General features: G+C 69.5%; 25 protein-coding genes and 1 pseudogene. 10 read left to right on the plus strand and 16 right to left on the minus strand.

Annotated features, from left to right (window positions below):
• Positions 1–63 precede the first annotated feature (63 nt).
• The 7 genes and pseudogenes from A6P39_RS00155 to A6P39_RS00185 all read left to right on the plus strand — a co-directional run.
• Entirely contained in the window at positions 64–642 is a 579-nt protein-coding gene (locus A6P39_RS00155; protein ID WP_067055504.1) for a hypothetical protein, read from the plus strand.
• Complete coding sequence (locus A6P39_RS00160; protein WP_079133806.1) at positions 636–1,301, plus strand: hypothetical protein; 666 nt, start codon at positions 636–638, stop codon at positions 1,299–1,301. Before A6P39_RS00155 ends, A6P39_RS00160 begins: the two co-directional genes overlap by 7 nt.
• 86 nt (positions 1,302–1,387) lie before the next feature.
• Positions 1,388–2,191, plus strand: coding sequence for a hypothetical protein (locus tag A6P39_RS00165; protein WP_067055501.1), 804 nt, complete (start codon positions 1,388–1,390; stop codon positions 2,189–2,191).
• 12 nt (positions 2,192–2,203) lie between these two features.
• A complete protein-coding gene (locus A6P39_RS00170) occupies positions 2,204–3,745 on the plus strand; it encodes a B12-binding domain-containing radical SAM protein (protein ID WP_067055498.1) in 1,542 nt (513 codons plus the stop codon).
• The gene (locus tag A6P39_RS00175) at positions 3,742–4,401 is read left to right on the plus strand and encodes a dTMP kinase (RefSeq protein WP_067055494.1); all 660 of its coding nucleotides are present in this window, start codon (positions 3,742–3,744) and stop codon (positions 4,399–4,401) included. The genes A6P39_RS00170 and A6P39_RS00175 overlap by 4 nt, the downstream gene beginning before the upstream one ends.
• Positions 4,398–4,841, plus strand: coding sequence for an NUDIX hydrolase (locus tag A6P39_RS00180; RefSeq protein ID WP_067055491.1), 444 nt, complete (start codon positions 4,398–4,400; stop codon positions 4,839–4,841). Before A6P39_RS00175 ends, A6P39_RS00180 begins: the two co-directional genes overlap by 4 nt.
• A gap of 765 nt (positions 4,842–5,606) precedes the next feature.
• Positions 5,607–5,684: pseudogene (locus A6P39_RS00185) on the plus strand (oxidoreductase); the annotation flags it as partial.
• 396 nt (positions 5,685–6,080) lie between these two features.
• On the opposite strand, the gene A6P39_RS00190 reads toward A6P39_RS00185, so the two are convergent.
• From A6P39_RS00190 to A6P39_RS00245, 12 genes are all read right to left on the minus strand, one after another.
• A complete protein-coding gene (locus tag A6P39_RS00190; protein ID WP_067055485.1) occupies positions 6,081–7,343 on the minus strand; it encodes a cation:proton antiporter in 1,263 nt (420 codons plus the stop codon).
• Positions 7,340–8,431 (minus strand): aminotransferase class I/II-fold pyridoxal phosphate-dependent enzyme, encoded by a 1,092-nt coding sequence (locus A6P39_RS00195; protein WP_067055480.1) that lies wholly within the window; start codon positions 8,429–8,431, stop codon positions 7,340–7,342. Before A6P39_RS00195 ends, A6P39_RS00190 begins: the two co-directional genes overlap by 4 nt.
• Positions 8,432–8,447: 16 nt before the next feature.
• Positions 8,448–8,927: a flavin reductase family protein gene (locus A6P39_RS00200; RefSeq protein ID WP_234379255.1), complete on the minus strand. Its 480-nt coding sequence runs from the start codon at positions 8,925–8,927 to the stop codon at positions 8,448–8,450.
• Positions 8,928–8,992: 65 nt separating this feature from the next.
• Positions 8,993–10,633, minus strand: coding sequence for a tryptophan halogenase family protein (locus A6P39_RS00205; RefSeq protein ID WP_067055474.1), 1,641 nt, complete (start codon positions 10,631–10,633; stop codon positions 8,993–8,995).
• A 42-nt stretch (positions 10,634–10,675) separates the two neighbouring features.
• Positions 10,676–12,082 carry an FAD-binding oxidoreductase gene (locus tag A6P39_RS00210; protein ID WP_067055472.1) on the minus strand — a complete coding sequence of 469 codons (1,407 nt, stop codon included), beginning with the start codon at positions 12,080–12,082 and terminating at the stop codon, positions 10,676–10,678.
• Positions 12,082–12,795: a hypothetical protein gene (locus tag A6P39_RS00215; RefSeq protein WP_067055469.1), complete on the minus strand. Its 714-nt coding sequence runs from the start codon at positions 12,793–12,795 to the stop codon at positions 12,082–12,084. Before A6P39_RS00215 ends, A6P39_RS00210 begins: the two co-directional genes overlap by 1 nt.
• A gap of 88 nt (positions 12,796–12,883) precedes the next feature.
• The gene (locus A6P39_RS00220) at positions 12,884–13,633 is read right to left on the minus strand and encodes an SDR family oxidoreductase (protein WP_067055466.1); all 750 of its coding nucleotides are present in this window, start codon (positions 13,631–13,633) and stop codon (positions 12,884–12,886) included.
• Positions 13,630–14,301, minus strand: coding sequence for a DUF6875 domain-containing protein (locus A6P39_RS00225; protein ID WP_067055463.1), 672 nt, complete (start codon positions 14,299–14,301; stop codon positions 13,630–13,632). Before A6P39_RS00225 ends, A6P39_RS00220 begins: the two co-directional genes overlap by 4 nt.
• Before the next feature lie 19 nt (positions 14,302–14,320).
• On the minus strand, positions 14,321–15,511 hold the full coding sequence (locus tag A6P39_RS00230; RefSeq protein ID WP_067055461.1) for a cytochrome P450: 1,191 nt from the start codon (positions 15,509–15,511) through the stop codon (positions 14,321–14,323).
• Positions 15,512–15,516: 5 nt separating this feature from the next.
• Complete coding sequence (locus A6P39_RS00235; protein WP_067055458.1) at positions 15,517–15,978, minus strand: PPC domain-containing DNA-binding protein; 462 nt, start codon at positions 15,976–15,978, stop codon at positions 15,517–15,519.
• A 51-nt stretch (positions 15,979–16,029) separates the two neighbouring features.
• Positions 16,030–17,850 carry an asparagine synthase (glutamine-hydrolyzing) gene (asnB, locus tag A6P39_RS00240; protein ID WP_275883757.1) on the minus strand — a complete coding sequence of 607 codons (1,821 nt, stop codon included), beginning with the start codon at positions 17,848–17,850 and terminating at the stop codon, positions 16,030–16,032.
• 1,017 nt (positions 17,851–18,867) lie between these two features.
• Complete coding sequence (locus A6P39_RS00245) at positions 18,868–19,053, minus strand: hypothetical protein (protein WP_159395937.1); 186 nt, start codon at positions 19,051–19,053, stop codon at positions 18,868–18,870.
• A 33-nt stretch (positions 19,054–19,086) separates the two neighbouring features.
• Here A6P39_RS00245 and A6P39_RS00250 point away from each other — a divergent pair, with 33 nt between their 5' ends.
• Positions 19,087–19,257, plus strand: coding sequence for a hypothetical protein (locus A6P39_RS00250; RefSeq protein ID WP_275883758.1), 171 nt, complete (start codon positions 19,087–19,089; stop codon positions 19,255–19,257).
• 81 nt (positions 19,258–19,338) lie between these two features.
• Here A6P39_RS00250 and A6P39_RS00255 read toward each other — a convergent pair whose 3' ends face one another.
• Together A6P39_RS00255 and A6P39_RS00260 are read right to left on the minus strand one after the other, a co-directional pair.
• On the minus strand, positions 19,339–19,650 hold the full coding sequence (locus A6P39_RS00255) for a DUF6624 domain-containing protein (RefSeq protein WP_331454193.1): 312 nt from the start codon (positions 19,648–19,650) through the stop codon (positions 19,339–19,341).
• 25 nt (positions 19,651–19,675) lie between these two features.
• The gene (locus tag A6P39_RS00260; RefSeq protein WP_107304220.1) at positions 19,676–19,867 is read right to left on the minus strand and encodes a hypothetical protein; all 192 of its coding nucleotides are present in this window, start codon (positions 19,865–19,867) and stop codon (positions 19,676–19,678) included.
• 217 nt (positions 19,868–20,084) lie between these two features.
• Here A6P39_RS00260 and A6P39_RS00265 point away from each other — a divergent pair, with 217 nt between their 5' ends.
• Positions 20,085–20,999, plus strand: coding sequence for a transposase (locus A6P39_RS00265; protein WP_275883969.1), 915 nt, complete (start codon positions 20,085–20,087; stop codon positions 20,997–20,999).
• Positions 21,000–21,065: 66 nt separating this feature from the next.
• On the opposite strand, the gene A6P39_RS00270 is transcribed toward A6P39_RS00265, so the two are convergent.
• Positions 21,066–21,865, minus strand: a protein-coding gene (locus A6P39_RS00270; protein ID WP_275883970.1) for an IS5 family transposase whose coding sequence is annotated in 2 segments (ribosomal slippage) — positions 21,066–21,527 and positions 21,530–21,865 — 798 coding nt in all. Because the reading frame shifts where the segments join, the coding sequence is not laid out codon by codon here.
• A 101-nt stretch (positions 21,866–21,966) separates the two neighbouring features.
• The gene (locus A6P39_RS00275; protein WP_199840913.1) at positions 21,967–22,881 is read right to left on the minus strand and encodes a transposase family protein; all 915 of its coding nucleotides are present in this window, start codon (positions 22,879–22,881) and stop codon (positions 21,967–21,969) included.
• A gap of 79 nt (positions 22,882–22,960) precedes the next feature.
• Between A6P39_RS00275 and A6P39_RS00280 the strand changes: the two genes are divergently transcribed.
• Entirely contained in the window at positions 22,961–23,617 is a 657-nt protein-coding gene (locus tag A6P39_RS00280) for a transposase (protein WP_234378735.1), read from the plus strand.
• Positions 23,618–23,707: the final 90 nt, after the last annotated feature.

The raw sequence follows: 23,707 nt of genomic DNA on the forward strand, positions 1-23,707 counted from the left end.
GGGTCTCAGCGCCGCTCACTTGGACCTGGCACATCATCCGAACTCACTTGAAGGGGCCGCTCAGTGGATGCCGTTCTCCCGGGATTCGTCGACCAGCTCTTGACGCAGAGCCAAGATCCCAGCCACATCCCGGACATCACCGTGTTGGCTGCCACCGGTTGGCTCGCCCCCCTCGCCTCTCGCATCCTGCCCCTGCTCGACACCGGCACGTACCGCTCGGCGCGGTCGTTCCTCGCGCACGGCTATGCGTACGTGCGGCTCCAGGCAGACGGCGACGACGCCACGGTCTACCTGCGTATCTCGGACACACGCGCCCTGACGCCGTGGCGCGTACACGCGCCGTCAACGGTCCTCAACGTGGCCGGTGCCACCGCGCTGGAGTCGTACGCCAGCCGTGAGGACGCACGCGTCGGCCGGCCGCAGTATGCGCGCACGTTCGGCGCCGGGGAGTTCTTCACCGTGCACCCGGACACGCTGTGCTCGACTCGGGCCACCTTGTCCACGGTGCAGGTGCTCGCCACCACGGAGCCCGTAGCCGAACGTGAAGGGCCCCTGTCCGGCGAGGCGTACGCCATGTATGCCCGCCGGGCCCGCCGGTACCTCGAACAGGCCTCTCTCGCCCGGGTAGGTCGCTCGTGCTGACCTCCACCGCCTCATGGCTGGACAATATTCCGCCGCTGGACATGGATGACCCGCGCAAGTTCCAGCGGATCAGCCGCAACGTGCTCGACCGCCTCGCCGACGACCGGCCTCTCCTCGCCCAGCTCGTCAACGACGTCCTGCACGACCCGGATCGTCTGTCCGCCAGCTGCGTCACCTTGCTGCTCAGCCGGCTGTCGCTGTACCAAGCCCCGGACCGCGGGTTCGAGATTCGGCTGAACATGAGCCCCCGGCCGGACAACCAGCTCGTCCCGCACGACCATTGCTACGCCTTCGCCACCCGCATCCTCACCGGCGGCTATGTGCACGTCGTACGGCGTCGCACAGACGGCTGGACGGGCCCGTTCACCGGCGCGGACCTGGAACCGGCCGTCGTGACCGTCGAGCGGCCCGGAAGCGCCTACACGCTCGGCGACTCGATGGTGCACCAGGCCGTGATGGACCCACACACGGTCACCCTGTTCGTGCGCGGCCCGCGCCGTAAAAAGCTGTCCCATGCGGCCGAGGAGCTGATGCCTCCCCGGGACAGCTGGCCGGCGGCCGCCATCCCGGGGGATGCGCCAGAGGAGTCCCGGCCGTGCACGCTCGCCGAGTACCAGCGCATGCGCACCTACCTGATCGAACGCGACCTCATCGGCTGATGCCTCAATTCCGTGGCCGCGGCGCGTCGTACGGCTGCGACGCGAGAGGCTACGGCAAGCACATCCGGCACACCGAGGAGCAACCGATGAGCACCGTTCTGACCACCGATCACCCCGCCTGGCAGGCGTACGAGGACGGCACGCGCGCCCGTGCCGTCCGCACGACCTCCGGCATCTGGACCGTCTTCCACGACCGGGACGGCCTGCACATGGCGTGCGTGGACGGCACCGAGGACGTCAAGCCCGAGTTCGTCGCCACCGACCTCGCGCACCTTCCGCCCGCCGCCCCGGCCGCCCTCCGTGAAGGCCTCGCCGCCCTCGGCGTCACCCAGCGGCTCGCGAACCCGTGGCTGTGGGACGCCATCACTACGGCGGTCCTGCGGCAGGTTGTCCGCGCTGACCAGGCCCGCAAGGTCTACCGCACCTGGTGCAGCACCTACGGCACCACCGTCGAAGGCCCCCGGGGTCCGCTCGCCGCGGCGCCCGGGCCGGACTCCGTCCTCGCCCTGGCCGACGAACAGTTCGCCAAGGTCGGAGCGAAATTCCACCGCACCGCCCTGACGGCCGCTGCGACGCACTACAAGCGGCACCACAACGAGTGGGAGCAGCTGAAGGCCGGCGCCCTGGCCGCCGCACTCACCCGCATCCCGCGCATCGGCCCATGGACCGCTGCTGCGGCCGCCACGGACTTCACCGGCGACTTCAGTGTCTACCCGCACGACGACCTGGCCGTGCGCACGTGGGCCGCCAAGATCGCCTCCGCCTACCCCTGGCCCGACAAGAAGGACAAGGCGTTCGGTCCGCTGTGGACCGGATGGGCCGGGCCCGACCGCACCGCTCTGCACACCCTCACCCTCGCGACCCTCACCTGGGGGGCGCATGCCAGATGACTTGGAGGACGCATGCAGCAGTTAACGCTGATCGCGGGCGCCGACGACCCTCACACGCTCGACGCCCTGTTCATCAACGCGCCGCTGCGTGACTACACTCTGCGGCCCCGGACCAACGACTACACGCTTCCCGTGCTGGGCATGGCGTACATCGCCACCTACGCCCAGCAGTGCGGTTTCAACGTCGGCGTGCTCGACGCCGAGGCCCACGGCCTGGGCCTCGAAGCCACTGCCCGGATCGTCAACGAGGCCGCGCCCCGCTGGGCCGCCATGAACCTCCTCGCGCCCACCTACGAAATGTCCGCGCGGATCGCCACCCAGCTCGACCCGGGCATCGCGCTCATGGTCGGTGGCCACCACGCCAAGGCCATGCCGGACAGGGTCCTCGCCGATCCCCGCATGCGCCACCTACGCGCCCTGGTCCTCGGTGAGGGAGAGTTCCGGGTCGCCGCCCTCCTGGAGGACGAACAGAACCGGCGCTCGCTGCCGGGCGTCCTGTGGCGCGACCACCTGCTCGGCACGCGGGCCGCCGGCATCCCGGCGGACCCGAAGACCAGCGCGGCAGTACTGGGCCCCGACATCAACGGCCTGCCGTACGTGAATCGCGCGTTCCTACCCCAGGACCCCTACCAGGCGGCGCCGACGGCGACGGACCGCCGCCTGGCCGGCCAACGGCCCTGGCTCGGCGGGATCAGTGCCCGAGGGCACATGGAAGCCAACATCGTCGGCAGCCGCGGCTGCCCCTACAACTGCACGTTCTGCGGCGCCGCCGTCTCCGCCAACCTCGACGTCACGATCCGCGTGCGCTCCCCCGAGAACATCATCGGAGAGCTCGACCAGCTGCACGAGCACTACGGCGTGACCGCTTTCCGCTTCGTGGACGACCTGTTCCTTGGCGTGGGCCGGGTCATCGATGAGCAGATGGACGCCTTCACCCGCCACAGGATCGGTGACCGGTACGTGTGGGACGCCACCGGCCGGATCAACGTCCTCAACCGGCTCACCGACGCTGACCTGGACCGTCTCGTCACCAACGGGCTGCGGGAAGTTGCCCTCGGTATCGAATCCGGCAGTGACCGCATCCTGGCCGCGATGGACAAGCGGATCGACGCCGAGATGTCTGAGCGCGTCGCGCGCCGCCTGGTCGCCCACGGCATCGGCGTGAAGGGCTACTTCATCCTCGGCTTCCCCGGCGAGACCAAAGCGGACCTGGACGCCACCGTGCAGCACATCCGCAACCTGTGGGCCGTCGCCGACCAGAACCCCGGCGACGTCCGCGCCAGCGTCTTCGAGTTCCGTCCCTATCCGGGCACGCCCGTGTGGACCACCCTCACGGACGAGGGCTGCTACAACCCGGATGACCTCCTCGCCTACGGGGACATCGACCTCACCCAGGACGGCGCCGACGAGTCCATGCGCCAGCGCGACGAGTTCAACTTCAGCGTCGGCATCCAGTTCGGCGACGTGCCCCTGAGCGAAGTCCGTTCCACGCTGGCGATGCTCACCCGGGAGCAGCACGAACGGAACCAGGCCGGCATGGGGGCAGCGGCATGACCGGGGACCGCAACGGCTTCTTCGTATCGATCGACGGGCCGAGCGGCGTGGGGAAGTCCACCACCATTCGGGAGCTGCAAGCCCTGCTCTCCGCGCGGGGTGTCCCTGCTCAGTGGACCGTCGAGCCGCCACGGGGAGACTTCCTCGGGGACTTCACCCGGACCCACGGTGGCCAGCTTCACGGCATGGCCCTGGCCTGCCTTGTCGCAGCCGCCCGATACCGGCACGTCGAGACCACCATCGACCCCGCCCTCAGCCGCGGCGAGCTGCTGATATCCGACCGGTACATGGCCTCGACCCTCGTCCTTCAGAAGCTTGACGGCGTACCGATGGATTTCCTGCTCCTGCTCAACGACTACGCCCCAAAGCCCGACCTGGCGGTGATCCTGACCGCCTCCCCCGGCACGATCGCCGACCGCATCACCAAGGCCGGCATCACGCACCGATTCCGGGCCGACCCAGAAGCGCCCGCCCGGGAGGTCGAACTCTACCGCGACGCCGCGAACCTCCTCGAAGACCTCAGGGCCAAGGTGCTCGTGATCGATAGCACCGCCATCCCCCCATCGGAGGTCGCGCGCCGAATCGCTGACGCGCTCCCCGCGATGCCACTACCGTCAGATGCTTCAGCCATCACCCCAACCCCCCAGGAATCATGAGCGGACAGCCGGCACAGCCCACCATCGACACACACGTCCTTCTCCGTGACGGCGACAAGATCCTTCTCTCACAGAGAGGGGGCCCCTACGGCTACCGCCGGTGGCATCTGCCCTCCGGCAAGCTCGACCAGGGCGAAGCCCTCACCGTCGGGGCAGCTCGCGAACTGTTCGAGGAGACCGACGTCAAGGTCGACCCCGACCACCTGGAGCTCCTGCACGTCGTGCACCACCGGCAGGAAGACGGCTCCGAGCGCATCGGGTTCTTCTTCACGGCCACCGAGTGGGAGGGAACGCCCACGAACAAGGAGCCCGAGAAGTGCCTGGCGCTCCAGTGGTTCGCCGACCATGATCTTCCCGAGGACATCATCGAATACCCGGCCGCAGGCCTGTACAGCTGCCTCAACCGGACCAGCGCCCTGACGCTGCACGGCTGGCAGTAACTGCACCGCACCGGCCGGGCCCCAGACGGCCCCGCTCGTCCACTCCCCCCGTGGATGGGCGGGGCCTTGCCGTTTCTCCCGAACATCTCGGGGTCATCCGAGACCCTTTTCTGCACAGCTGGGATCGGGGAAATGCGCACCGATTTGTTCAGTGCGCAGACCCTGGTGGGTGCCTTCCTGGGCAATGGGCCCACCACCTCCAACACCGCGCCGCCGACCACGGCAGCACCCGCGCCCTGTACCGCCTGGCCGAGATCCAGGAGAAGGCCGGAGACCGGGAAGGCGCCGAAACTGCCCAGGCGCCACCTCAGCGGCCACACGTCGCTTGTCGCGAGGCAGTGCGGGCAGGCGCGGCTGCCGGTCAGCTGGAGCCACTGTTTGTGGAATCCATCCGGTCGGGCGGGTGGCCGCCGCCGTGGTCCAGGCCGCCGACCGCTCCTGGGCGCGCCACCCTGCCCAGGCACGCGGACCAGGCCATGGCCGTCAAACAGTAGCGGCAGGCCCCCGATCCGGACCAGTAGGAGCCGTCGGCCAGCAGCGCCAGCCCCGGCGGCCGTCGGGTGCTGGTCGCGCGAATCAGGAACTGCGTCCCTTGAGCTGCGACGTCTGTGAGCAAGCATGTGCGCTCCGCCGTCATGCTGCTTGGCCACCCGGGTGCGCGCCTCCTCCAGGCCCGCGTGTGGACGCTCGGGCATCCGTCGTGGGCCGCCTAGAACATCTTGAGTTCGCGCATTCCGAAGGGGCTTCGATGGCTCATTGGCGGCGGCGGGGGGGTTCGCCATCGAGCAGCCGGCGACCGTCGACGTGAACGAGATCGTCGTCCGGCCCACGGCCCAGAACTGAACCCGCCCAAGTCCGAGGCGCATTGCAGGCTCGGCCCCCCGGTCCCTCCTTGAGGCCTTTGCCTCCAACCGCCCTGCTGCACCCAATTCCACCAAACACGGGCCCGGACCCTGCCCGTTCGTACGCATGCGTGAACGATTGCGCACCCGGGAGGATGCAGCCGACACTCCGGGGTCACCCGTCGAAGGAGAAGACGTCGTGGACTCACGGTGCTGCCCACGAGCGCCACGGTGTACCCGTCGGCGGTGAGCCGGTGCGTGACAGCGGCCCCATGCCTGAGAGCCCGCAATGATCTGTCCGGCCCGGCATCGGCTGGTCCGACATGGGGCAAGGGGGAGGACGCAGACCGCTGCCTCCGGCACCTTGCCGCCGGGCTTGCGACTCCCTCACGGCCCGCTACGCGCGCAGTGTCCCCTGCGGAGTCGACCGCTGCTCCGCACCCAGCTCTCTCTTCGGCAACTGAGCCGCCGGAGCCACTGCTTTCAGGGCCGGGACCGTCATCACCGTGGTGGCCAGGGTCATGAGGATCATCAGGGAGTAGAAGGTCTGGTCGATGAGGTGCAGCTCCAGACCGGTGGACACGATGACGATCTCCGTGAGGCCGCGGGTGTTCATGAGGACTGCGGCGATCAGGGACTGACGGGGCTCGGCGCCGCACAGGTGTGCGCCTGCGTAGGCGCCCAGCGTCTTGGTGGCGGTGGCCACGGTGATGAGGAGGCCGAGGGTGAGGACCGTCTGGCCGCTGAACCCGGCGATGTCGACCTTGCTGCCCGCCATGAAGAAGTACAGCGGCAACAGCAGGCCGCCGGCCTGCCGCATCCGGGTGGCGATGCCCGTGCGGAGCAGGGACGGCATGGAGCGCGGTACCGCCGCCCCGAACGCGAACGCCCCGAAGATGAAGTGGATGCCGAGCCATTCGGTTGCGGCGGCCGATCCCAGGAGGCCGACGGCCAGGACCAGGAACGCCGTGTCCGCGCCGCCCGCCCCGCGACGGGCGGCGCGGCGCAAGAGCGCGGCGAGGAGGGGGCGGACCGCGCCGACCATGACCAGTGCGCACAGCGGAAGCAGGGCGAGCCGCACCGGCACGGCGGCGTGTGCGTACGCAATGACGGCGGCCAGACACACCCACGCCGCCACGTCCGTGACGGCGGCCGCGACAAGGACGACGGCTCCCGTGGGCTCGCGGCCCAGGTGGTGGTCGGCCAGGATCCGGGCCAGCACGGGCAGCGCCGTCACGCACATGGCCACCCCGACGAAGAGGACGAAGGCCGCATGGCTGCCCGGAGCATGGGCGGATGCCAGCGGCAGGGCGAGCGCCATCCCGCCGAGGAGCGGAAGCAGGAGCCCACCTGCCGCGATACCGCACGAAAGGCCTCTGCCGCCGTGCGGGAGGGCGTCCTTGGTTTCGAGGCCCACGAGGAACATGAACGTTGCCAGACCCACGTCGGCCAGGCCGGTGAGGGCCGGGCGCGCGTCGGCCGGCAGTACGCGGCCGCTCACCGCCGGGGACAGGACCATGGGGCTGGCCAGGATCCCGGCGACGATCTCGCCCACCACCGGCGGTTGACCCAGGCGGCCCAGCACGGCGCCGAGGAGCTTGGCGGCGGCGATGACGAGCGCGAGGACGAGGAAGAGGTCCGCCTGGGCGTTCCCGGTCACGTGTCCGCCGTTCGGAAGAGCCGGGCCGCATCGAGCACGCGCCGGTGGGCTTCGTCGCCGCCCACCGTGATGCGCACACCCGCTCCCGGATAGGCCCGGACCCGCACACCGGCCGCGAGTGTGACCTGGGCGAAGCGTTCCGTCGCGGCTCCGAGCGGGAGCCACAGGAAGTTCCCGAACGACGGCAGCGGATCGAGTCCCTCGGCGCGCAGGCCGGCCGACAGCAGCGAGCGCCCACGCCGTACGGTGTCGAGCCGGGCCGCGAGCTGTCCGTGCTGCTCCAGGGAGACCTGCGCGGCGTGTTCGGCGGTGCGGGTGACCGAGAACGGGAGCAGTGTCTTGTAGGCCAGGCCGGCCAGGTCGGGGGCGGCCAGGGCGTATCCGGCACGCAGCCCGGCGAGGCCGTACGCCTTGGAGAACGTGCGCAGGAGTACGAGCCGGGGAGCTGTGCGCAGCAGGTCCAGGTTGTGCGTCTCCTCGTGCTCGTCGAACTCCACGTACGCCTGGTCGAGGACGGTGACGACGTGGGGTGGCAGCGATCCGAGGAAGGCGGCCAGCTCGGTGCGCGGGATGCGGCGGCCGGTGGGGTTGTGCGGGGAGCACAGGACGACGATGCGGGTACGGGTGTCGACCTTTGCCGCGAAGGCGGACAGGTCGTGCTCGCCCGAGGGTGTCAGTGGGACCGGCGTGCCCTGGGCGCCCGCTGTCGTGATGAGGAAGGGGTACGCGTCGAAGCCGGGCCAGGGGTAGAGGACTTCGTCGCCGGGGCCGCACAGCGCGAGCAGCAGCTGGTGGAGGACGGCGCCGCTGCCGGGGCCGACCACGATTTCTTCGGGATCGGTGGCGAAGTGCCGGGCGACGGCTTGCCGCAGCGTGCGCGCCGTGGGGTCAGGGTACAGGTGGACGCTGCGCGCGCTGAGGCGCAGCGACTCGACGACCGCGGGGAGCGGAGGCAGAGTCAGTTCGTTGTTGGCCAGGTCGAGCAGGCCGTCGGCGTGCTTCGCCGGCGGATCCGCCGCGCGGTAGGCGGGAAGCCGAGAGATCTCCGTGGTACGGAGCGGGGCAGGGGGTACCTGGTTCGTGGGCATGGACGTCCTCGGCGGCTCAGTGGGACGGGGTGTTGTCGGACGGGGGGCACTGGTGCGGCCATGTCGTGAAGCGCCGCAACCCGTACAGGAGCGGGATGCCGGCACTGCGGACGATGGTGCGGACTTCGCCGAGCACCAGGGTGTGGTCGTGAACGTCGAGCAGTCCGGTCACACGGCAGTCGGCCACGGCGAACGCGTCGTCCGCGAGGTGCGGCAGACCGGAGGGTGAGCGGCGCCAGCACAGCCGCGCGAACCGGTCGGGCTCGGGCCCCGCGAACAGTTCGGCGGTGCGCCGCCCGCCGCTGTGCAGGAGGTTGACGGCGAAACCGCCGTGCGCGGTCACCGCCTCCAGCGTGGCGCTGCCTCTGCGCAGGCTCACCAGCAGCGTGGGTGGGGCCACGGTGACGCTGGTGAGCGAGGAGCAGGTCATGCCCCGCGGCGTGCCCTCGGCGTCCAGGCTGGTCACCACCGCGACGCCGGTGGGAAAGGAGCTCATCAGATCGCGGTAGCGCCGTTGGTGCGCAGCGCCGGCGACCTTCCGGTGCGGTGCGGTCGCGCCGCTCATGAGGCGCCGTGCAGGTGGCGCAGCAGCTGGTGGGTGGAGGGCAGGGAGCGCACCCACTCGTGCTGTTTCCGTTTGATGTCCGCGAACAGCTGCTCGGCTCGGGCGACGGATTCCGGTTTGTGGGCGAGCGAGGGCAGCGGATGGCGGGGGAGCATGCCGAGTCCGGCGAAGATGCAGTAGTAGCTGCCGTTGGTCCAGAAGTTGCGGAACTCGGCCTCGAAGTTCCCGTAGTAGGTGCCTTCGTCGCTGATGGGCAGGTTCACCGGCAGTCCGGCCCGGTAGGTCTCCGCCTTGTCCTTGATGCCGTCGGCGAGTTCCAGCTCCTTGTTGGCCCGCCAGAACGGTGTGTCCGTGCGGGGTGAGAAGTAGTAGTGGGCCTGGAGGAAGTCCCGGGTGTCGTCGAACATGTCCTGGATCTCGCGGTTGAACCGGTCGACCAGCACCGGGTCGAAGGTGCGGTCGGGGAAGTGTTTGGCGAGCATGTGGATGGCGGCGTAGACGAAGTAGATTCCGCTGGACTCCAGGGGTTCGACGAAGCAGGACGCCAGGCCGATGCCGACGCAGTTGCGCACCCACGCCCGCCGGTTGCGGCCGACGCGGAAGCGGATGTGGTTGAACGGTGTCTGTTCGGGGTCGAGCCCCCACAGCCGGGCGAATTCGGCGGTGGCCTGGTCACGGTCGGCGAAGCGGCTGGAGAAGACGTAGCCGCTGCCGAACCGGCCGAGCGTGGGTATCTTCCAGGTCCAGCCGGCGGGCATGGCGATGGAGGAGGTGTAGGGCTCGACGCCGTGTGTCTCGTCGTCGTGGGGCACGGCGGTGGCCACGGCGCTGTCGCACAGCAGGTGGTCGCTCATGTCCAGGAACGGCTCGCCCATGGCCTGGTTGATGAGCAGGCCGCGGAAGCCCGAACAGTCGATGAAGAGGTCGCCGTCCAGCAGCCGCCCGGACTTGGTGCGCAGTGCCGTGAGGTAGCCGCGCTCGTCGGTGAGGGCTTCGGTCATCTCGTCCTCGACGTGCTCGACGGCCTGCTTGGTCACCGCGAAGGTGCGCAGGAAGTCGGCGACGAGCTGTGCGTCGAAGTGCCAGGCGTAGTTGGTGGCGCGGCGTGAGTCGAGCCAGCGGGGCGCCTTGCGGGCGTCCATGATCGCCGTATCGACGAAACAGGCGTGGTCGTAGGGCTCGGTGGTCTCGCCGCGCAGTGTCTTGGCGGCCCAATAGTGGGACAGCGGGATGTGATCGGCGGACGGCAGCAGGCCGAAGGGGTGGTGGAAGGTGTCCGGGTGCCCATCGACCGTACGGGGGCTCGGACTGCCCTCGCCCGGGGTGCGCCAGTTGATGAACTTGACGGCCATCTTGTAACTGGCGTTACACTCGCGCATCCACTCCTCTTCGGCGATGCCGAGGTAGTCGAAGAAGGCGCGCTGGAGGTTGGGGATGGTGGCTTCGCCGACGCCGATGCGCGGGATGCTGGGCGCTTCGAGAACCGTGATCTGCACGGTGTTCTGCAACGCCTTGCCGAGGTAGGCCGCGGTCATCCAGCCGGCGGTGCCGCCGCCGAGAATGACGACCTTCTGGATCCGGGTGTCGTTGCGAGTGTCGTTGTGGGTGTCCAGGTGGCTGTCGGTGCGGGTGCTCATGGGCGTTGTCCTGATTCGTCGGTGATGAGGCGGAGGCGGAGGTCAGTCGGTGAGCAGGCCGCGGGCGTGCAGGTCGGCGACGACCGGGCCGGGGAGCCGGGCGGCACGGGCCTGGGCCCGGGTGAGCGCGGTGGGAATGCTCTGCTCGAACGTGAAGAGGCCGTGCGGGTCGTAGCGGCGCTTGACCTCCATGAGGCGCGGCAGGCCGTCGCCGTAGTAGGCGTGCAGCCAGTTCTCCAGATCGAGGTCCGGGCTGTTGACGTAGGCCCCGCCGGTCATGAACGGGAGCATCTCCGCGCGGGTGCCGGACAGCCAGTCCAGGTGTTCGGCGTCGCTGCCGGGATCGCTCCAGTGGCCGAGGTACTCCACGCACAGGAAGGCCGCCCGGTGCGCGAACGCGGAGTGATCGGGCGGCACGTCGGCCAGGACCGCTCCGCCCAGGCCGTACAGACCCGTCTTGACGCCGGGCGGCGCCTTCTCGTGCCGGCGGCCCAGGGTGCGCAGCGCCTCGGCGCCGAGTGGGCCTTCGGCCAGTGCGGGGGTGAACTTGGCGCGTACCGACGGCACTTGCTCGGTCCAGGTGCCGATGCTGTCCCCGTACGGCAGGGCGCGTACGGATGTCGCGCGAGGCCGGCAGGCGTTGGTCAACGGTCGGAGCAGGGCGGTGAGTTCACGCTCACCCCCTTCGAACAGGCCGGTGGCCAGGGCCCTGTCGGCGGAGGCGGGGAACAGGTTGAAGCGGGAGTTCACCCGCGGGTCCGCCTGGCTGAGCCAGTGCTGCCAGGCGTCGAGTGCGGCGATGCCGTCGCGCGCGTCCCATTCCAGCGTGAACAGGGTCACGTCGCCGATCGGGCGCATCGCGAAGGTGTAGGAGGTGACGATCCCGAAGTTCCCGCCACCGCCTCCGCGTGACGCCCAGAGCAGGTCCGGATGGTGGTCCGCGTCGACCGTCAGTTCCTCGCCGCGGGCGTCGATCAGGGTGAGTGCGACCAGGTGGTCGATGAGCAAGCCGCGGGAACGTACCAGCATGCCGATGCCGCCGCCCAGGACATGACCGCCGATGCGGATGTCGGGGCAGACGCCCGCGGGGATCGTGCCGCCGAGCGCCCACAGCGCCGCGTACGCCTCGCCGAGCAGGACACCCGGGCCGAGGGTGGCGCGGGTGCGGTCACCGTAGACCGCCAGCGCCCCCAGGCGCGACACGTCGATGACGATGCCGTCGTCGAGGCCGCTGAACCCCTCGCTGTTGTGGCCGCCGGAGCGGATCCGGAACGGGATGCCGCGCTCCCGGACGTAGCGGAGCGCCGCTGCCGTCTCGTGGCTGTCACCCGGCAGGACGACGGCCCTGGGCCGGTAGTCGAAGCGCTCGTTCCACAGGCGGCGCGCCCTTTCGTAGCGCGTGTCGCCGGGTGTCACCACCGTGCCGATGGTGTCCGGATACGCCCCCATCAGGCGGCGTCCTCGTGGCCACGGGCGAAGAACCTGATGGGCGTCCGCGCCGCCCGCTCCCCGTCGGCCGACGGCGGCTTCCAGGCGGCGAAGGTGTGGGTGACACCGCTGCCGCGGCTCTCCAGATAGCAGATGATGTTCAACGGCCAGCCGGCGCTGCGGAAGAGGTACTCGTCCATACGGCTGGGGTTCTCGCTCAGCAACTCCCTGCGTTCGTGCGGAGGGCCCACACGGTGCCAGTCCGGGTGCATGTGGACCGAGCCGAGCATCTCCAGGTCCGCCGCCTCGAACTCGCGGACCACCTTGAGGAGCTGGCGCGAGTCGCACCAGAATCCGCGCTCGCCGTCGTCGTACTGCTTGCCGAAGCGGGGCACGATGGTGTCCCGGAACTCCTCCAGCGGTACGTCGTCGACCGCGCGGACGTTGGCGGCGAAGGCGACGCGGCGAACGGTGAGGGCGTCGCCGTCCAGCGTGCCGCCGAGGAGGCCGAAGCTGTTGGGGCGGTGCAGACGCGAGCCGCCCGCGGCCACGGAGGCCAGCCCGAGCCGGTACTGGGCGACGGCGTCCTCGATGAACTCGGTGAAGACATCCGCGTCCGCGACGATCGCCGTGATGGCCGAAAAGGGGCTCACGGGCGCCGGAGCCTTCTTGTCGGGCTGCGCCGGGTGAGCGGTGCGTGGTGTGCGGGCTTGCGCCGTCCCGGATTCGGGCATGACGGCGCTCCTTTCCGTGTGCGGGGGTGGGTGCGGTCCGTGCGCCTTCAGGCGGGCACGGGTGACCGGGATGAGGTGGCCGGGCGGGTCAGACGATGCCGCCGTTGGACCGGACGACCTGTCCGTTGATCCATCCGCCGGCCGGGCCGACGAGGAAGCTCACCAGATCGGCGACGTCCTCGGGGCGGCCGATGCGGCCGAGCGGCACCTGCTGGGCGAGAGCCTCGATGTCCTCGGGGGTTCTGCCACGCAGGAACAAATCGGTGCCGGTCGGGCCCGGAGCCACGGCGTTGACCGTGACGTCGCGCCCGGCCAGCTCCCGCGCGAGGTGACGGACCAGTACCTCTACGGCGGCCTTGCTCGCGTTGTACACGGCCTGTCCCGGCACGCCCAGGGCCATCGATGAGCTGGAGAAGGCCAGGACGCGCCCGCCGGGCCGCACGTGCCGGGCCGCGGCCCGCAGGAGACGGCAGGTTCCCAGGAGGTTGACGTCGACCACGTGGCGCAGGTCCGCGTCGTCGGTCTCGGCCAGGGGGCCGCGTCGGCGGGCGTGGGCACCGGCACAGCCGATGACGATGTCGACGCCGCCGAACTCCTTGTCGGCCGTTGCGAACAGCGCGTCGACGGTTTCCGCACGGGCGATGTCACCGCGTACCGCGACGACGCGGACCGCCGTGGCCTTCTCGATCCGGCGCACCAGCGCATCGGCGGACGAGGAGTCCTGTGCGTAGCCGACGACGAGGTCGACGCCGCTGTCGGCGAGGCGCTGTGCGAGGGCCGCGCCGATGCCACGGGTGCCGCCCGTCACGATCGCGACCCGCCGGGTGGAGGCCGTCATCGCTCCTCCTCCGTGATCTCGCCGAGCGCAGCCTGGCCCCGGGCCGCCCATGGCGAGCCCTCGGCGCCCTCGAAGCGGCGCTCGTAGGCCTGGAGGAATCCGATGCGGTCGGAGACGGGATCGTCGGGGCGGTTGAGGAAGGGCAGGTCGGAGTCGACCATGTGCCGGATGGCGAGGAGCGGCACCGGGCTGCGCAGCGGCCTGAACCCGGGGTTGTGCAGGCCGCCCTGGGCGCTGCGCGGATGGAACTTGCCGATCATGAGGCCGGAGGCGACGAAGCTCGCCTTGAGCCTGCGGTGGGTCTCGTCCACCAGCTCGGCGGCGTCCTCCTCCGCGACGTCGGGCAGGATCACCACGATCGCCTTGTCCAAGGAGCCGGGCCCGGACGTCGGTTCCATCGCGAGGAAGGCGGTGCGGTGGGCGGCGATGGCCTCGTCGATGGCACCGCGGGTGCGGCCCTGGGTGCGGACCACGGTGAAGGCGACATGGTTCGCCGCCAGTGCGCGCGGCATGTAGGGGCAGACCGAGCCGCCGCGCCCGAGACCGGGATGCGGCCGGCACAGGAACTCCTCGCACCAGGCGGCGATGCGTTCGATGACGGGCAGGTCGCGGCTGAGGCGGGCCAGTTCGTCGTAGCGGTAGAGGGAGGGTGCTGCTGTCGTGTTCATGAAGCCCCCGTCCGGAAGATCACCAGGTGATGGGCAGACAGGCCAGGGCATGGGTGACCATGCCGGGCTGCCACGGCACTTCGTCCGCAGGGACGGCCAGGGCCAGCCCCGGAAGGTCGTGTACGAGGATGGAGAGGGCCTCGTGCAGCTGGATGCGCGCCAGATGGGCGCCGATGCAGTAGTGCGGTCCCTTGCCGAAGGCGAGGTGGGTGGGTGACGGCCGGTGGATGTCGAACCGGTCCGGGTCCGGGCAGCGTCGCTCGTCGCGGTGCGCCGAGGAGATCAGCGGCATGACGCCCTGCCCTTTGGCCACCCGCCCCGAAGGCAGGTCCACGTCTTCCTGGGCGACGCGCAGGAAGCCCACGTCGGCGGGGAAGTCGTGGCGCAGGATCTCCTCGACGGCCGGCACCACCAACTCGGGGTCGGCCACCAGGTCCTCGTACTGGTCGCGGTGCCGCAGCAGGCTGAACACCCCGCGCCCCAGAGTGGTCATGGTGGTCTCGTGGCCGGCGAGGAGCAGGGACCGCGCGGTGTCGATGAGCTCCGCCTCGGTGAGCCGGTCCTCGCCGTCGCGCGCCGCGATCATGGCGTCCAGCAGGTCCGTACCGGGCTCGCGCCGATGGCGCTCGACCAGGTCCGTCAGGTAGGCGTAGAACTCGGTGAGCCCCTTGGCCCGTGCGGCCGCCCGGTCGGGCCCGATGGTCATGGCCGTCTCGGACCAGTCACGGAACCGGTCGAGGTCGCAGTCGCCGACGCCGAGGATCTCCGCGATCACCCGGATGGGCAGCTGACGGGCCAGGGCGGTCATCAGATCGGCCGGTGGGCCGGCCGCCACCATGTCGTCGACGAACGCCTGCGCGATCGCGCGGATGCGCGGGCGCCATGCCTCGCTGCCACGCACGGAGAACGGGCGGGACAGAATCCGGCGCAGCCTGGTGTGGCGCGGCGGGTCCAGGTTGATCAGGGTGTCGCGATCCTCGGACATGTCCGCGTCGGGCTGGAGCCGGGGAGAACCGGGCCGGTTGAGGTCGCGGCTGAAGCGGGGATCGGTGAGCACGGCCTCGACGTCGGCGAAGCGCACCGCCACGCGGACGACGTCACCGCTGGGCAGCACGGCGTCGCCCAGCGGGTCGTGGGCGCGTCGCCAAGCGCAGCTGCGCGGTACCTCGCCCAGCGGCTCGTCGGGGAAGGGAAATGCCTCGGGTGCCATGGTGTTCAGTCCTCGAAGGTGAGCAGGGGGACGTCCCACAGGTCGGTGTGGACCGGCCGGCGCATCGCCGGCGCGAGGACCTCGATCACGAGCATTTCGGTGAGGTACTGAACGGTGGCCGATATCAGGTGACTTGAGTACGCGAGTGCCGCCTGCTGTTTGAGGCCGACAGTGACGTGCACGTGCGGGACGATCTCGTCCTTGGCGGGGTCGTAGGAGAAGGTGCCGCAGCCCATGGCCTCCACCTTCTCCAAATGGACCGGAAGGCGCACGGGCGCTTCGGGGTCTTCCACCCGCTGGCAGGTCCCCGCGATCTCGGTCTCGGCGAAGGCGGCGAGGAACATGGGGACGTATCCCTGCTGGATCCCGTTGTCCCTGCAGAAGCGGGCCAGGGACGGCAGGAAGTGCTCGCCGTGGTCGAAGTTGACTCCGAAGGTCCGGCCGGGTTTCAACTCGTGGGTACGCATGGGTGGTTCACTCCTGTCGGGCAGGTGTGCAAGGGGGAGCGGAGGACGGCGTCACAAGGTGATGCGCAGGTCCTGGGACTGGAGCCAGGTGTTCAGGTCCAGAACCATCTCCAGGCTGATGCGGGTCAGGGTGGACGTGGTCGCCCGGGGCGGTGAGTCGAGCAGGCTCCGGACGGCCCGCTGGTCGAGGAGCGGCAGCACCGGAGCGGTGCCGTCGGCGACCAGCCCGGCGAGGGAGGCCCGCAGGGCGAGGCCGTAGGCGGGGTCCTGGGTGGCCGGGTAGGGGCTCTTGCGCCGCTCCAGGACCGAGGCCGGCAGTACGTCCTGGACGGCGGCGCGCAGCAGGCTTTTCTCCCGCCCGTCGAACGTCTTCATCGACCAGGGCGTGTTGAAGACGTACTCCACCAGACGGTGGTCGCAGAACGGAACCCGCACTTCGAGCCCGTGCGCCATGCTCAGGCGGTCCTTGCGGTCAAGGAGCATCGTCACGAAGCGGGTCAGGTGCAGATACGAGATCTCCCGCATCCTGCGCTCCGTCGGATCGGTCGCGTCGAGGTGCGGCACCTCGGCCAACGCCTCGCGGTAACGGTCGCGTTCATACGAGACGACGTCGAGTTCCTTGCGCAGCGCCGGGTCGAAGAGATCGTCGGGGCGCTGTCGGCGCATCATGAACACCAGCCAGGGGAAGGTGGGCGCGGCCACCGCCTCGGGCAGGTGGAACCAGGCGTACCCGCCGAACACCTCGTCTGCCGACTCGCCGGACAGGGCCACCGTCGAGTGCTCCCGGACCGCCTGGAACAGCAGGAGCAGGGAGGTGTTCATGTCCCCACTGAACTGCGGGTGTTCCCATGCCCGGACCACATCGGCGCGCAGCGCGGGCTCGGCGAGCCGGGTGGCGTCGAGCACGATGTCGGTGTGGGTGGGACGCAGATGCCGTACGACGTCGTGGACGTACGGTCCGTCGGGTGAGCCGCGCATCCCGTCGTCCTCGAAGTGGTCGGCGAGGCCGGCGAAGTCCACGGCGAAGGAGCGCAGGCCGCCGTGGCGCAGCCCCAGGGCGGTGATGGCGCTGGAGTCGAGGCCGCCCGAGAGCAGGGAGCACAGCGGGACGTCGGCCACGAGCTGCCGCTCGACGATGTCTTCCATCAGTTCCCGCACCGTCGTGATGGTGGTGTCGAGGTCGTCGGTGTGGTCATGGGCCCGCAAGGTCCAGTACCGCCGCTTGCGCAGGCCCTCGCGCCCGAAGCGCAGGAGCTGTCCGGGGCGCACCTCGTGCAGCCCCTTGTAGAGGGAGTGCTCGGGAGTCCGGGCGATGGTGAGGATCTCGCGCAGGCCGTCGGCGTCGACGGCCCGCGGCGCCCGCGGATGCGCGAGGATCGCCTTGGGCTCCGACCCGAACAGAAGCCCCTCGGCGGGTAGTTGGCAGTAGAAGAGAGGTTTGACGCCCAATCGGTCGCGCACCAGCAGGAGCTCTTCCGTTCGGGTGTCCCAGATCGCGAAGGCGTACATGCCGTTCAGCCGCTCGACCACCTCTTCTCCCCACTGGAGGTAGCCGTGCAGGACCACTTCGGTGTCGCTGCGCGTATGAAAGCGGTGCCCCTTGGCTTCCAACTGAGCACGCAGCTCACGGAAGTTGTAGACCTCCCCGCTGTAGGTCAGGACGGCGGCCGTGGCCTCTGCGGCCATGGGCTGCCGGCCTCCGTCAGGGTCGATGACGGCCAGTCTCCGATGGCCCAGCGCCGCGTGGGGGCTCAGCCATGTTCCCGTGTCGTCGGGGCCGCGAGGGGCGAGCGTTTCGGTCATGGCGGACACGACGGCCCGCTCGGTGAGGAGGTTTCGTTCGAAGTCGACCCAGCCTGCGATACCGCACATTCGGCTGTCCATTCATGGTGTCCCGCGTACAGCGTGTCTCACCGTCACGAGGCGAGAGCGCGCTCGTATGCCGCCTGTTTTCGGACTTTCGCGTCCGCAGAGCGCGGAAACTCGACTGGAAGGTCCACCCGAGATCAGGACCTGTATCGGGAACTGGCAGTGCGCGCCAGCATCCGCCCCGTGGATGCACCGGAGACATTATCAAGGGTTTCGAAGTCGGGATTTCTCACGGTGTGGCTCTGGCCAGGATCAAGACGCATTGAGGCGGAGAGGAAACGGACACGCGACGACGGGATACGGGCATCTCGACATCACACTTCGGGCAATCCCCAGTTGCCGCAACGCAGTGACGGGAGCCGGAAGTGCGCAAACGGGCATGGGATCTTGCTTGGGTGGGTTGTGCTCGGCGCAGACTTGGCGTGGAAGGCGCGCTTCTAGCGAATTAGTGAAACATGTATATTTGAATGCCGAATTATTTGCCCAGAGTATTCACAATGTTTCGGCGGCGCCCTGTTGCTTTCTTTGTGGACTTGATGGTTGGGGGGCATGCAATTCTCTGCCGTGGTGGGCTTGGGTTTGTATCGAATCGCGATCTCGAAGCGGGGGGATCTACGCGGTGGCTGCTTCCACGCGCCGATGACCGCAGTGATTTCCTCGGCTCCAGGTCGACCTGCAGGGTCGCCGCCGATGCGGCTGGTTCGTCACGGCCCGGTTGAGGGAGCGGGCCACGGGCCGGACGCCTGGCGGACGTCCAGCAGCGCCCGCTCGCCGAGGTCGGCCAGGGCGCCGAGTCCGTCGGCGCGCAGGAGGGTGTGGTCGCGGCGGGCGGCGGGTCAATTCCCGCCTCGATCTGGCGGTCATTCACTATCTCGCCACCCCCTCGCCCTCGTCGCCGAGGAACACGCGGAGATCCTGGACGCCCCGGAGTAGCTGGATGGCGCACAACTCCACCCGGCCCAGAGCGCGGCGGACCAGGTCCACGTCCCCACGCGCCGAGCCTACGTGTGCGGGCGCACCTCAGCTGGCGGTGCCGGCCAGGCGACGCATGATCGTCATGAGTTCGTCGGGCGGGGAGATCCTCATCGTCCGGCTTTCCCGGTCGAAGACCGTGATCGATGTCAGGGTGCCGACGCGCCACCAGAACACCCGGGGGGACAGGCGTCCGGGGCCATCCTCGTAGGCGCCCTGCCCAAACTGCGCCAAGCCGTTGATGGCTCCGTGCGGTTGCAGGGCGCCTTGACCAAGCTCGCCCACAGCGGAACCACCAACTCCGGGTGGGCGACGCACATGAAGGTGATGGACACCCAGGACGCAGCAGCCTGGATCACGGAGCACATCGGCCCGCGCGGCGGTGTCCGCTACCGCCTGTGCCGTATCTGCACACCCGTGCTGCCCGCCGCCGAGTGACGCAAGGCGGGCGTGCAGCAATCAACTCGTCCCAGTTCTCCGTTGTTGGGGTGTCGTCCCTCGTAGCGGTGCTGTCTCGGGTCAGTGGCGTGCCGCGCTCAACGCCCTGTCCCGCATGCGTCGCTCGTACTCGGCGTGCGGCTTCAGGCCGAAGGCAGCCCGCCGTTCGTTCAGCCGCTGCGGATCTTCGATCAAATATGCCTTGATCCCGGTGCCGGTGCCGTCGTCCTGATACTGCGTCCCGTACAGCTGCGGTCGCCCCTCGGCCACACGCACGCGATCAGTGAGATAGACGTAGTGGATCGCGGGCACCTGCCCGGCGAGCGCCGCGTGCGTGACCAGCTCCATGGCCCGTCGCTGGAAGGCTGCGTCGTGGTCGGCGTGCTGCGCGATGAGCCACGCCGCGTCCGTGCCCTCTTCACCGACGAGGTCGACGCCCGGCCAGCCGTGCTGAACCGACGACCATCTTCAGCCAGGCGGTGTTGTCCCGGTCGGTGGCCTTCACCGACAGCCCGTCCTCGCGCTCTTTGGATCGCGCGGCGCGCTGCCGGGCCTCCTGGTCGGCGCGCTTGCGTGTCAGCAGCTCGGCGGCGATGTCGGGCAACAGCATGGCGGGGTCCTACCTTTCTTGATGTGGGTCTGAGCTGGTCATTCGTAAGATCGGCAGGCCCGGGGGTCCTGGGTATGGCTGGCATGGTGCCGCCGTCGGATGGCTCAAGGAACTTGGCCGCCCAGGGCCCCGCGACGACTCGACCGCTAACGAGTTGGTGCGTGATAGCGGGTGAGGTGTCGTGCCAGGCAGGTGGCATGATCTGGTTGTGGCGATCATGGTTAATCGGGCGGTGCTGGCGGATCGGCTGTTCACTGGGATCTCTCGACGGCATCTCGCCTGCCTGGTTGAGGAGTTGGCGGTGCCGTGGCAGGCCGGACTCGAGGGCCGACGCCATGCTGCACGAGGAGGAGTCCGGAAGCGGGCCGCGGGTGCCGGCGCCCGCCACCAGCTGGTGTTCGTCGACCGGCTGGTGGCCACGCTGATCCATCTGCGGCACGACCTGCCGCATTCGGTGCTGGGGCTGCTGTTCGACGTCGACCGCTCCACCATCACCCGTGCGATCGCAGAGATACGTACGCTCCTGGCCGAGCGGGGGTGCGCGGTCCCCGACCGTCCCGGCCTGCGACTGCGGACGCTGACGGACGTGTTCGCCTACGCCCAGGCCGAAGGCGTCGAGCTGCGGCTGGACGCCACCGAGATCCAGGTCCGCAGGCCGCCGACCAACCGCGGCGGTCGCCGTGCGTTCGTCTCGGGCAAGAAGAAGCAGAACACGATGAAGGCCACCGTGATCGCCGACTGGCGGGGCCGCACGTTATGGACCGATGCCCTGCGGCCTGGACGTATGCACGACGCCACGGCCGCCCGCAACGAAGGCATCGCCGTCTGCTTCCAGCACTTTCCCGATGTCGAGGTCCTCTTGGACGACGGCTACCTGGGCCTGAGCCGCGACCACCGCGGGCAAGCGATCACACCGCCCAGAAAACCCCGGCCCGGAGCATTGCCCGGCAGAGTCGAACAGTGGGAACGCGACCGTCACGGGCACTCCTCCGACCGCATCACCGTCGAACACGCCCTCGCCGACCACAAACGCTGGAAGCAACTGATGCGCTGGACCCATCGCCGCGACCGCCTGCCCGACACCTACCGCGCCATCGCCAACCTCGTCTCCGACCGCACCAACAACACCTGAGAACAGGCCACGACCAGGCCAAACACGCCTCACCCGCTATCACGCACCAACTCGTAAGAGGTCATCTCATTTGGTGAGTCTGCGGTAGCAGATCAGGGTGCAGGCGATGCTGGTGAAGGCCAAGAAGTGGACGGCCTTGCGTTCATAGCGGCGGTGCAGGCGGCGGCATCCGGCGAGCCAGGCCATGGTGCGTTCGATGGTCCAGCGGTGGCGTCCCAGGCGCTGGGAGGACTCGATGCCTTTACGGGCGATGCGGTGCCGGATGCCGCGCTGGCGTAACCATCGGCGCAGGTGGTCGTAGTCGTAGCCCTTGTCGCCGTGGAGCTTGGCCGGCCGTCGTCGGCGCGGACCGCGACGGGAGCGGATGGGCGGGATGCCGCGAACGAGCGGTTCGAGGGCCTGGCTGTCGTGCAGGTTGGCGCCGGAGATGCCGATGGAGATGGGCAGTCCGGTCCGCTCGGTGATCAAGTGGATCTTCGAACCGTACTTGCCTCGATCTACTGGATTCGGACCTGTCAGGCCCCCCTTTTCAGGGCCCGCACGTTCACCGAGTCGATCGCACAGCGAGACCAGTCCAGTTCACCCCGGGAGCCGAGTTCGTCGAGGACCAGGCGATGGAGCTTCGCCCACACCCGGGCTTTCGACCACTCGGTGAAACGCCGGTGAGCCGTTGGTCCCGACGGTCCGAACGAGGCGGCCGGCAGCTGCTGCCACGTACAGCCCGACGTGGCCACGAACACGATCGCAGCCAGCACCTCCCTGTCACCGTGCCGGCGCCGGCCGCCTCCCTGAGGCCGACTCGGCGCCTCCGGCACCACTCGCTGGAACAACTCCCACAGCCCATCCGGCACCAGCCGCTCAACGATCCCCACACCCGGAGCCTATCGAACGCCCCAAATGAGATGACCTCTTACGAGTTGGTGCGTGATAGCGGGTGAGGCGTGTTTGGCCTGGTCGTGGCCTGTTCTCAGGTGTTGTTGGTGCGGTCGGAGACGAGGTTGGCGATGGCGCGGTAGGTGTCGGGCAGGCGGTCGCGGCGATGGGTCCAGCGCATCAGTTGCTTCCAGCGTTTGTGGTCGGCGAGGGCGTGTTCGACGGTGATGCGGTCGGAGGAGTGCCCGTGACGGTCGCGTTCCCACTGTTCGACTCTGCCGGGCAATGCTCCGGGCCGGGGTTTTCTGGGCGGTGTGATCGCTTGCCCGCGGTGGTCGCGGCTCAGGCCCAGGTAGCCGTCGTCCAAGAGGACCTCGACATCGGGAAAGTGCTGGAAGCAGACGGCGATGCCTTCGTTGCGGGCGGCCGTGGCGTCGTGCATACGTCCAGGCCGCAGGGCATCGGTCCATAACGTGCGGCCCCGCCAGTCGGCGATCACGGTGGCCTTCATCGTGTTCTGCTTCTTCTTGCCCGAGACGAACGCACGGCGACCGCCGCGGTTGGCCGGCGGCCTGCGGACCTGGATCTCGGTGGCGTCCAGCCGCAGCTCGACGCCTTCGGCCTGGGCGTAGGCGAACACGTCCGTCAGCGTCCGCAGTCGCAGGCCGGGACGGTCGGGGACCGCGCACCCCCGCTCGGCCAGGAGCGTACGTATCTCTGCGATCGCACGGGTGATGGTGGAGCGGTCGACGTCGAACAGCAGCCCCAGCACCGAATGCGGCAGGTCGTGCCGCAGATGGATCAGCGTGGCCACCAGCCGGTCGACGAACACCAGCTGGTGGCGGGCGCCGGCACCCGCGGCCCGCTTCCGGACTCCTCCTCGTGCAGCATGGCGTCGGCCCTCGAGTCCGGCCTGCCACGGCACCGCCAACTCCTCAACCAGGCAGGCGAGATGCCGTCGAGAGATCCCAGTGAACAGCCGATCCGCCAGCACCGCCCGATTAACCATGATCGCCACAACCAGATCATGCCACCTGCCTGGCACGACACCTCACCCGCTATCACGCACCAACTCGTTATACACCGCCGTGGCTCTGCGGCCCGGCGCCGGAGCCGAGCACCACGAGGCCACCGTCGGCCTGGACCTGCTGGCCGACGAGGAGAACCCGGTGGACGCCTTCGGCGACACCGCCTACTCCGCCGGCGACACGCGCCAAGCCCTCCACCAGGCGGGACACCGGCTGTTCTTCAAACCCGCCCCGCTACGGCCCGCCGTCCCCGGCGGCTTCACCCTGGACGACTTCACCATCAACACCACCGCCGCCCTCGTGACCTGCCCCGCCGGGCACACGGTCCCCCTGGCGGACCCCGGCGGACAGCACCACCAGCGCAAGGCCGCCTTCAAGGGCCTGTGCACCCGATGCCCGCTGCGTGAGCGGTGCACCAAGGCCAAGGCCGGCCGCATCCTGACCATCCGCCCCCACCACGACCTCCAGGCCGCGGCCCGCCACCAAGCCGCCACCGACCCGGACTGGCAAGCCGACTACCGGCGCTGGAGACCACCGGTCGAACGAGCCGTCGCCTGGCTCGTCCAGCACGGCAACCGCCGCCTGCGCTACCGCGGAACCATCAACAACAACACCTGGCTCCACACCCGAGCCGCCGCCCTCAACCTCCGCCGACTGATCAACCTCGGACTCACCCACACCGGCGGCAGCTGGCAACTCGCCCCGCCAACCGCATAGCAACAGGGGCTGCCCGGCCTCCGGCCGGACAGCCCCCCACCAAGATCTTCATGAGGCTTCTAGGCTGGTGGTGCTCGGGGCTGCCCTGGA

It is taken from the genome of Streptomyces sp. FXJ1.172 (assembly GCF_001636945.3).
Lineage (GTDB): Bacteria > Actinomycetota > Actinomycetes > Streptomycetales > Streptomycetaceae > Streptomyces.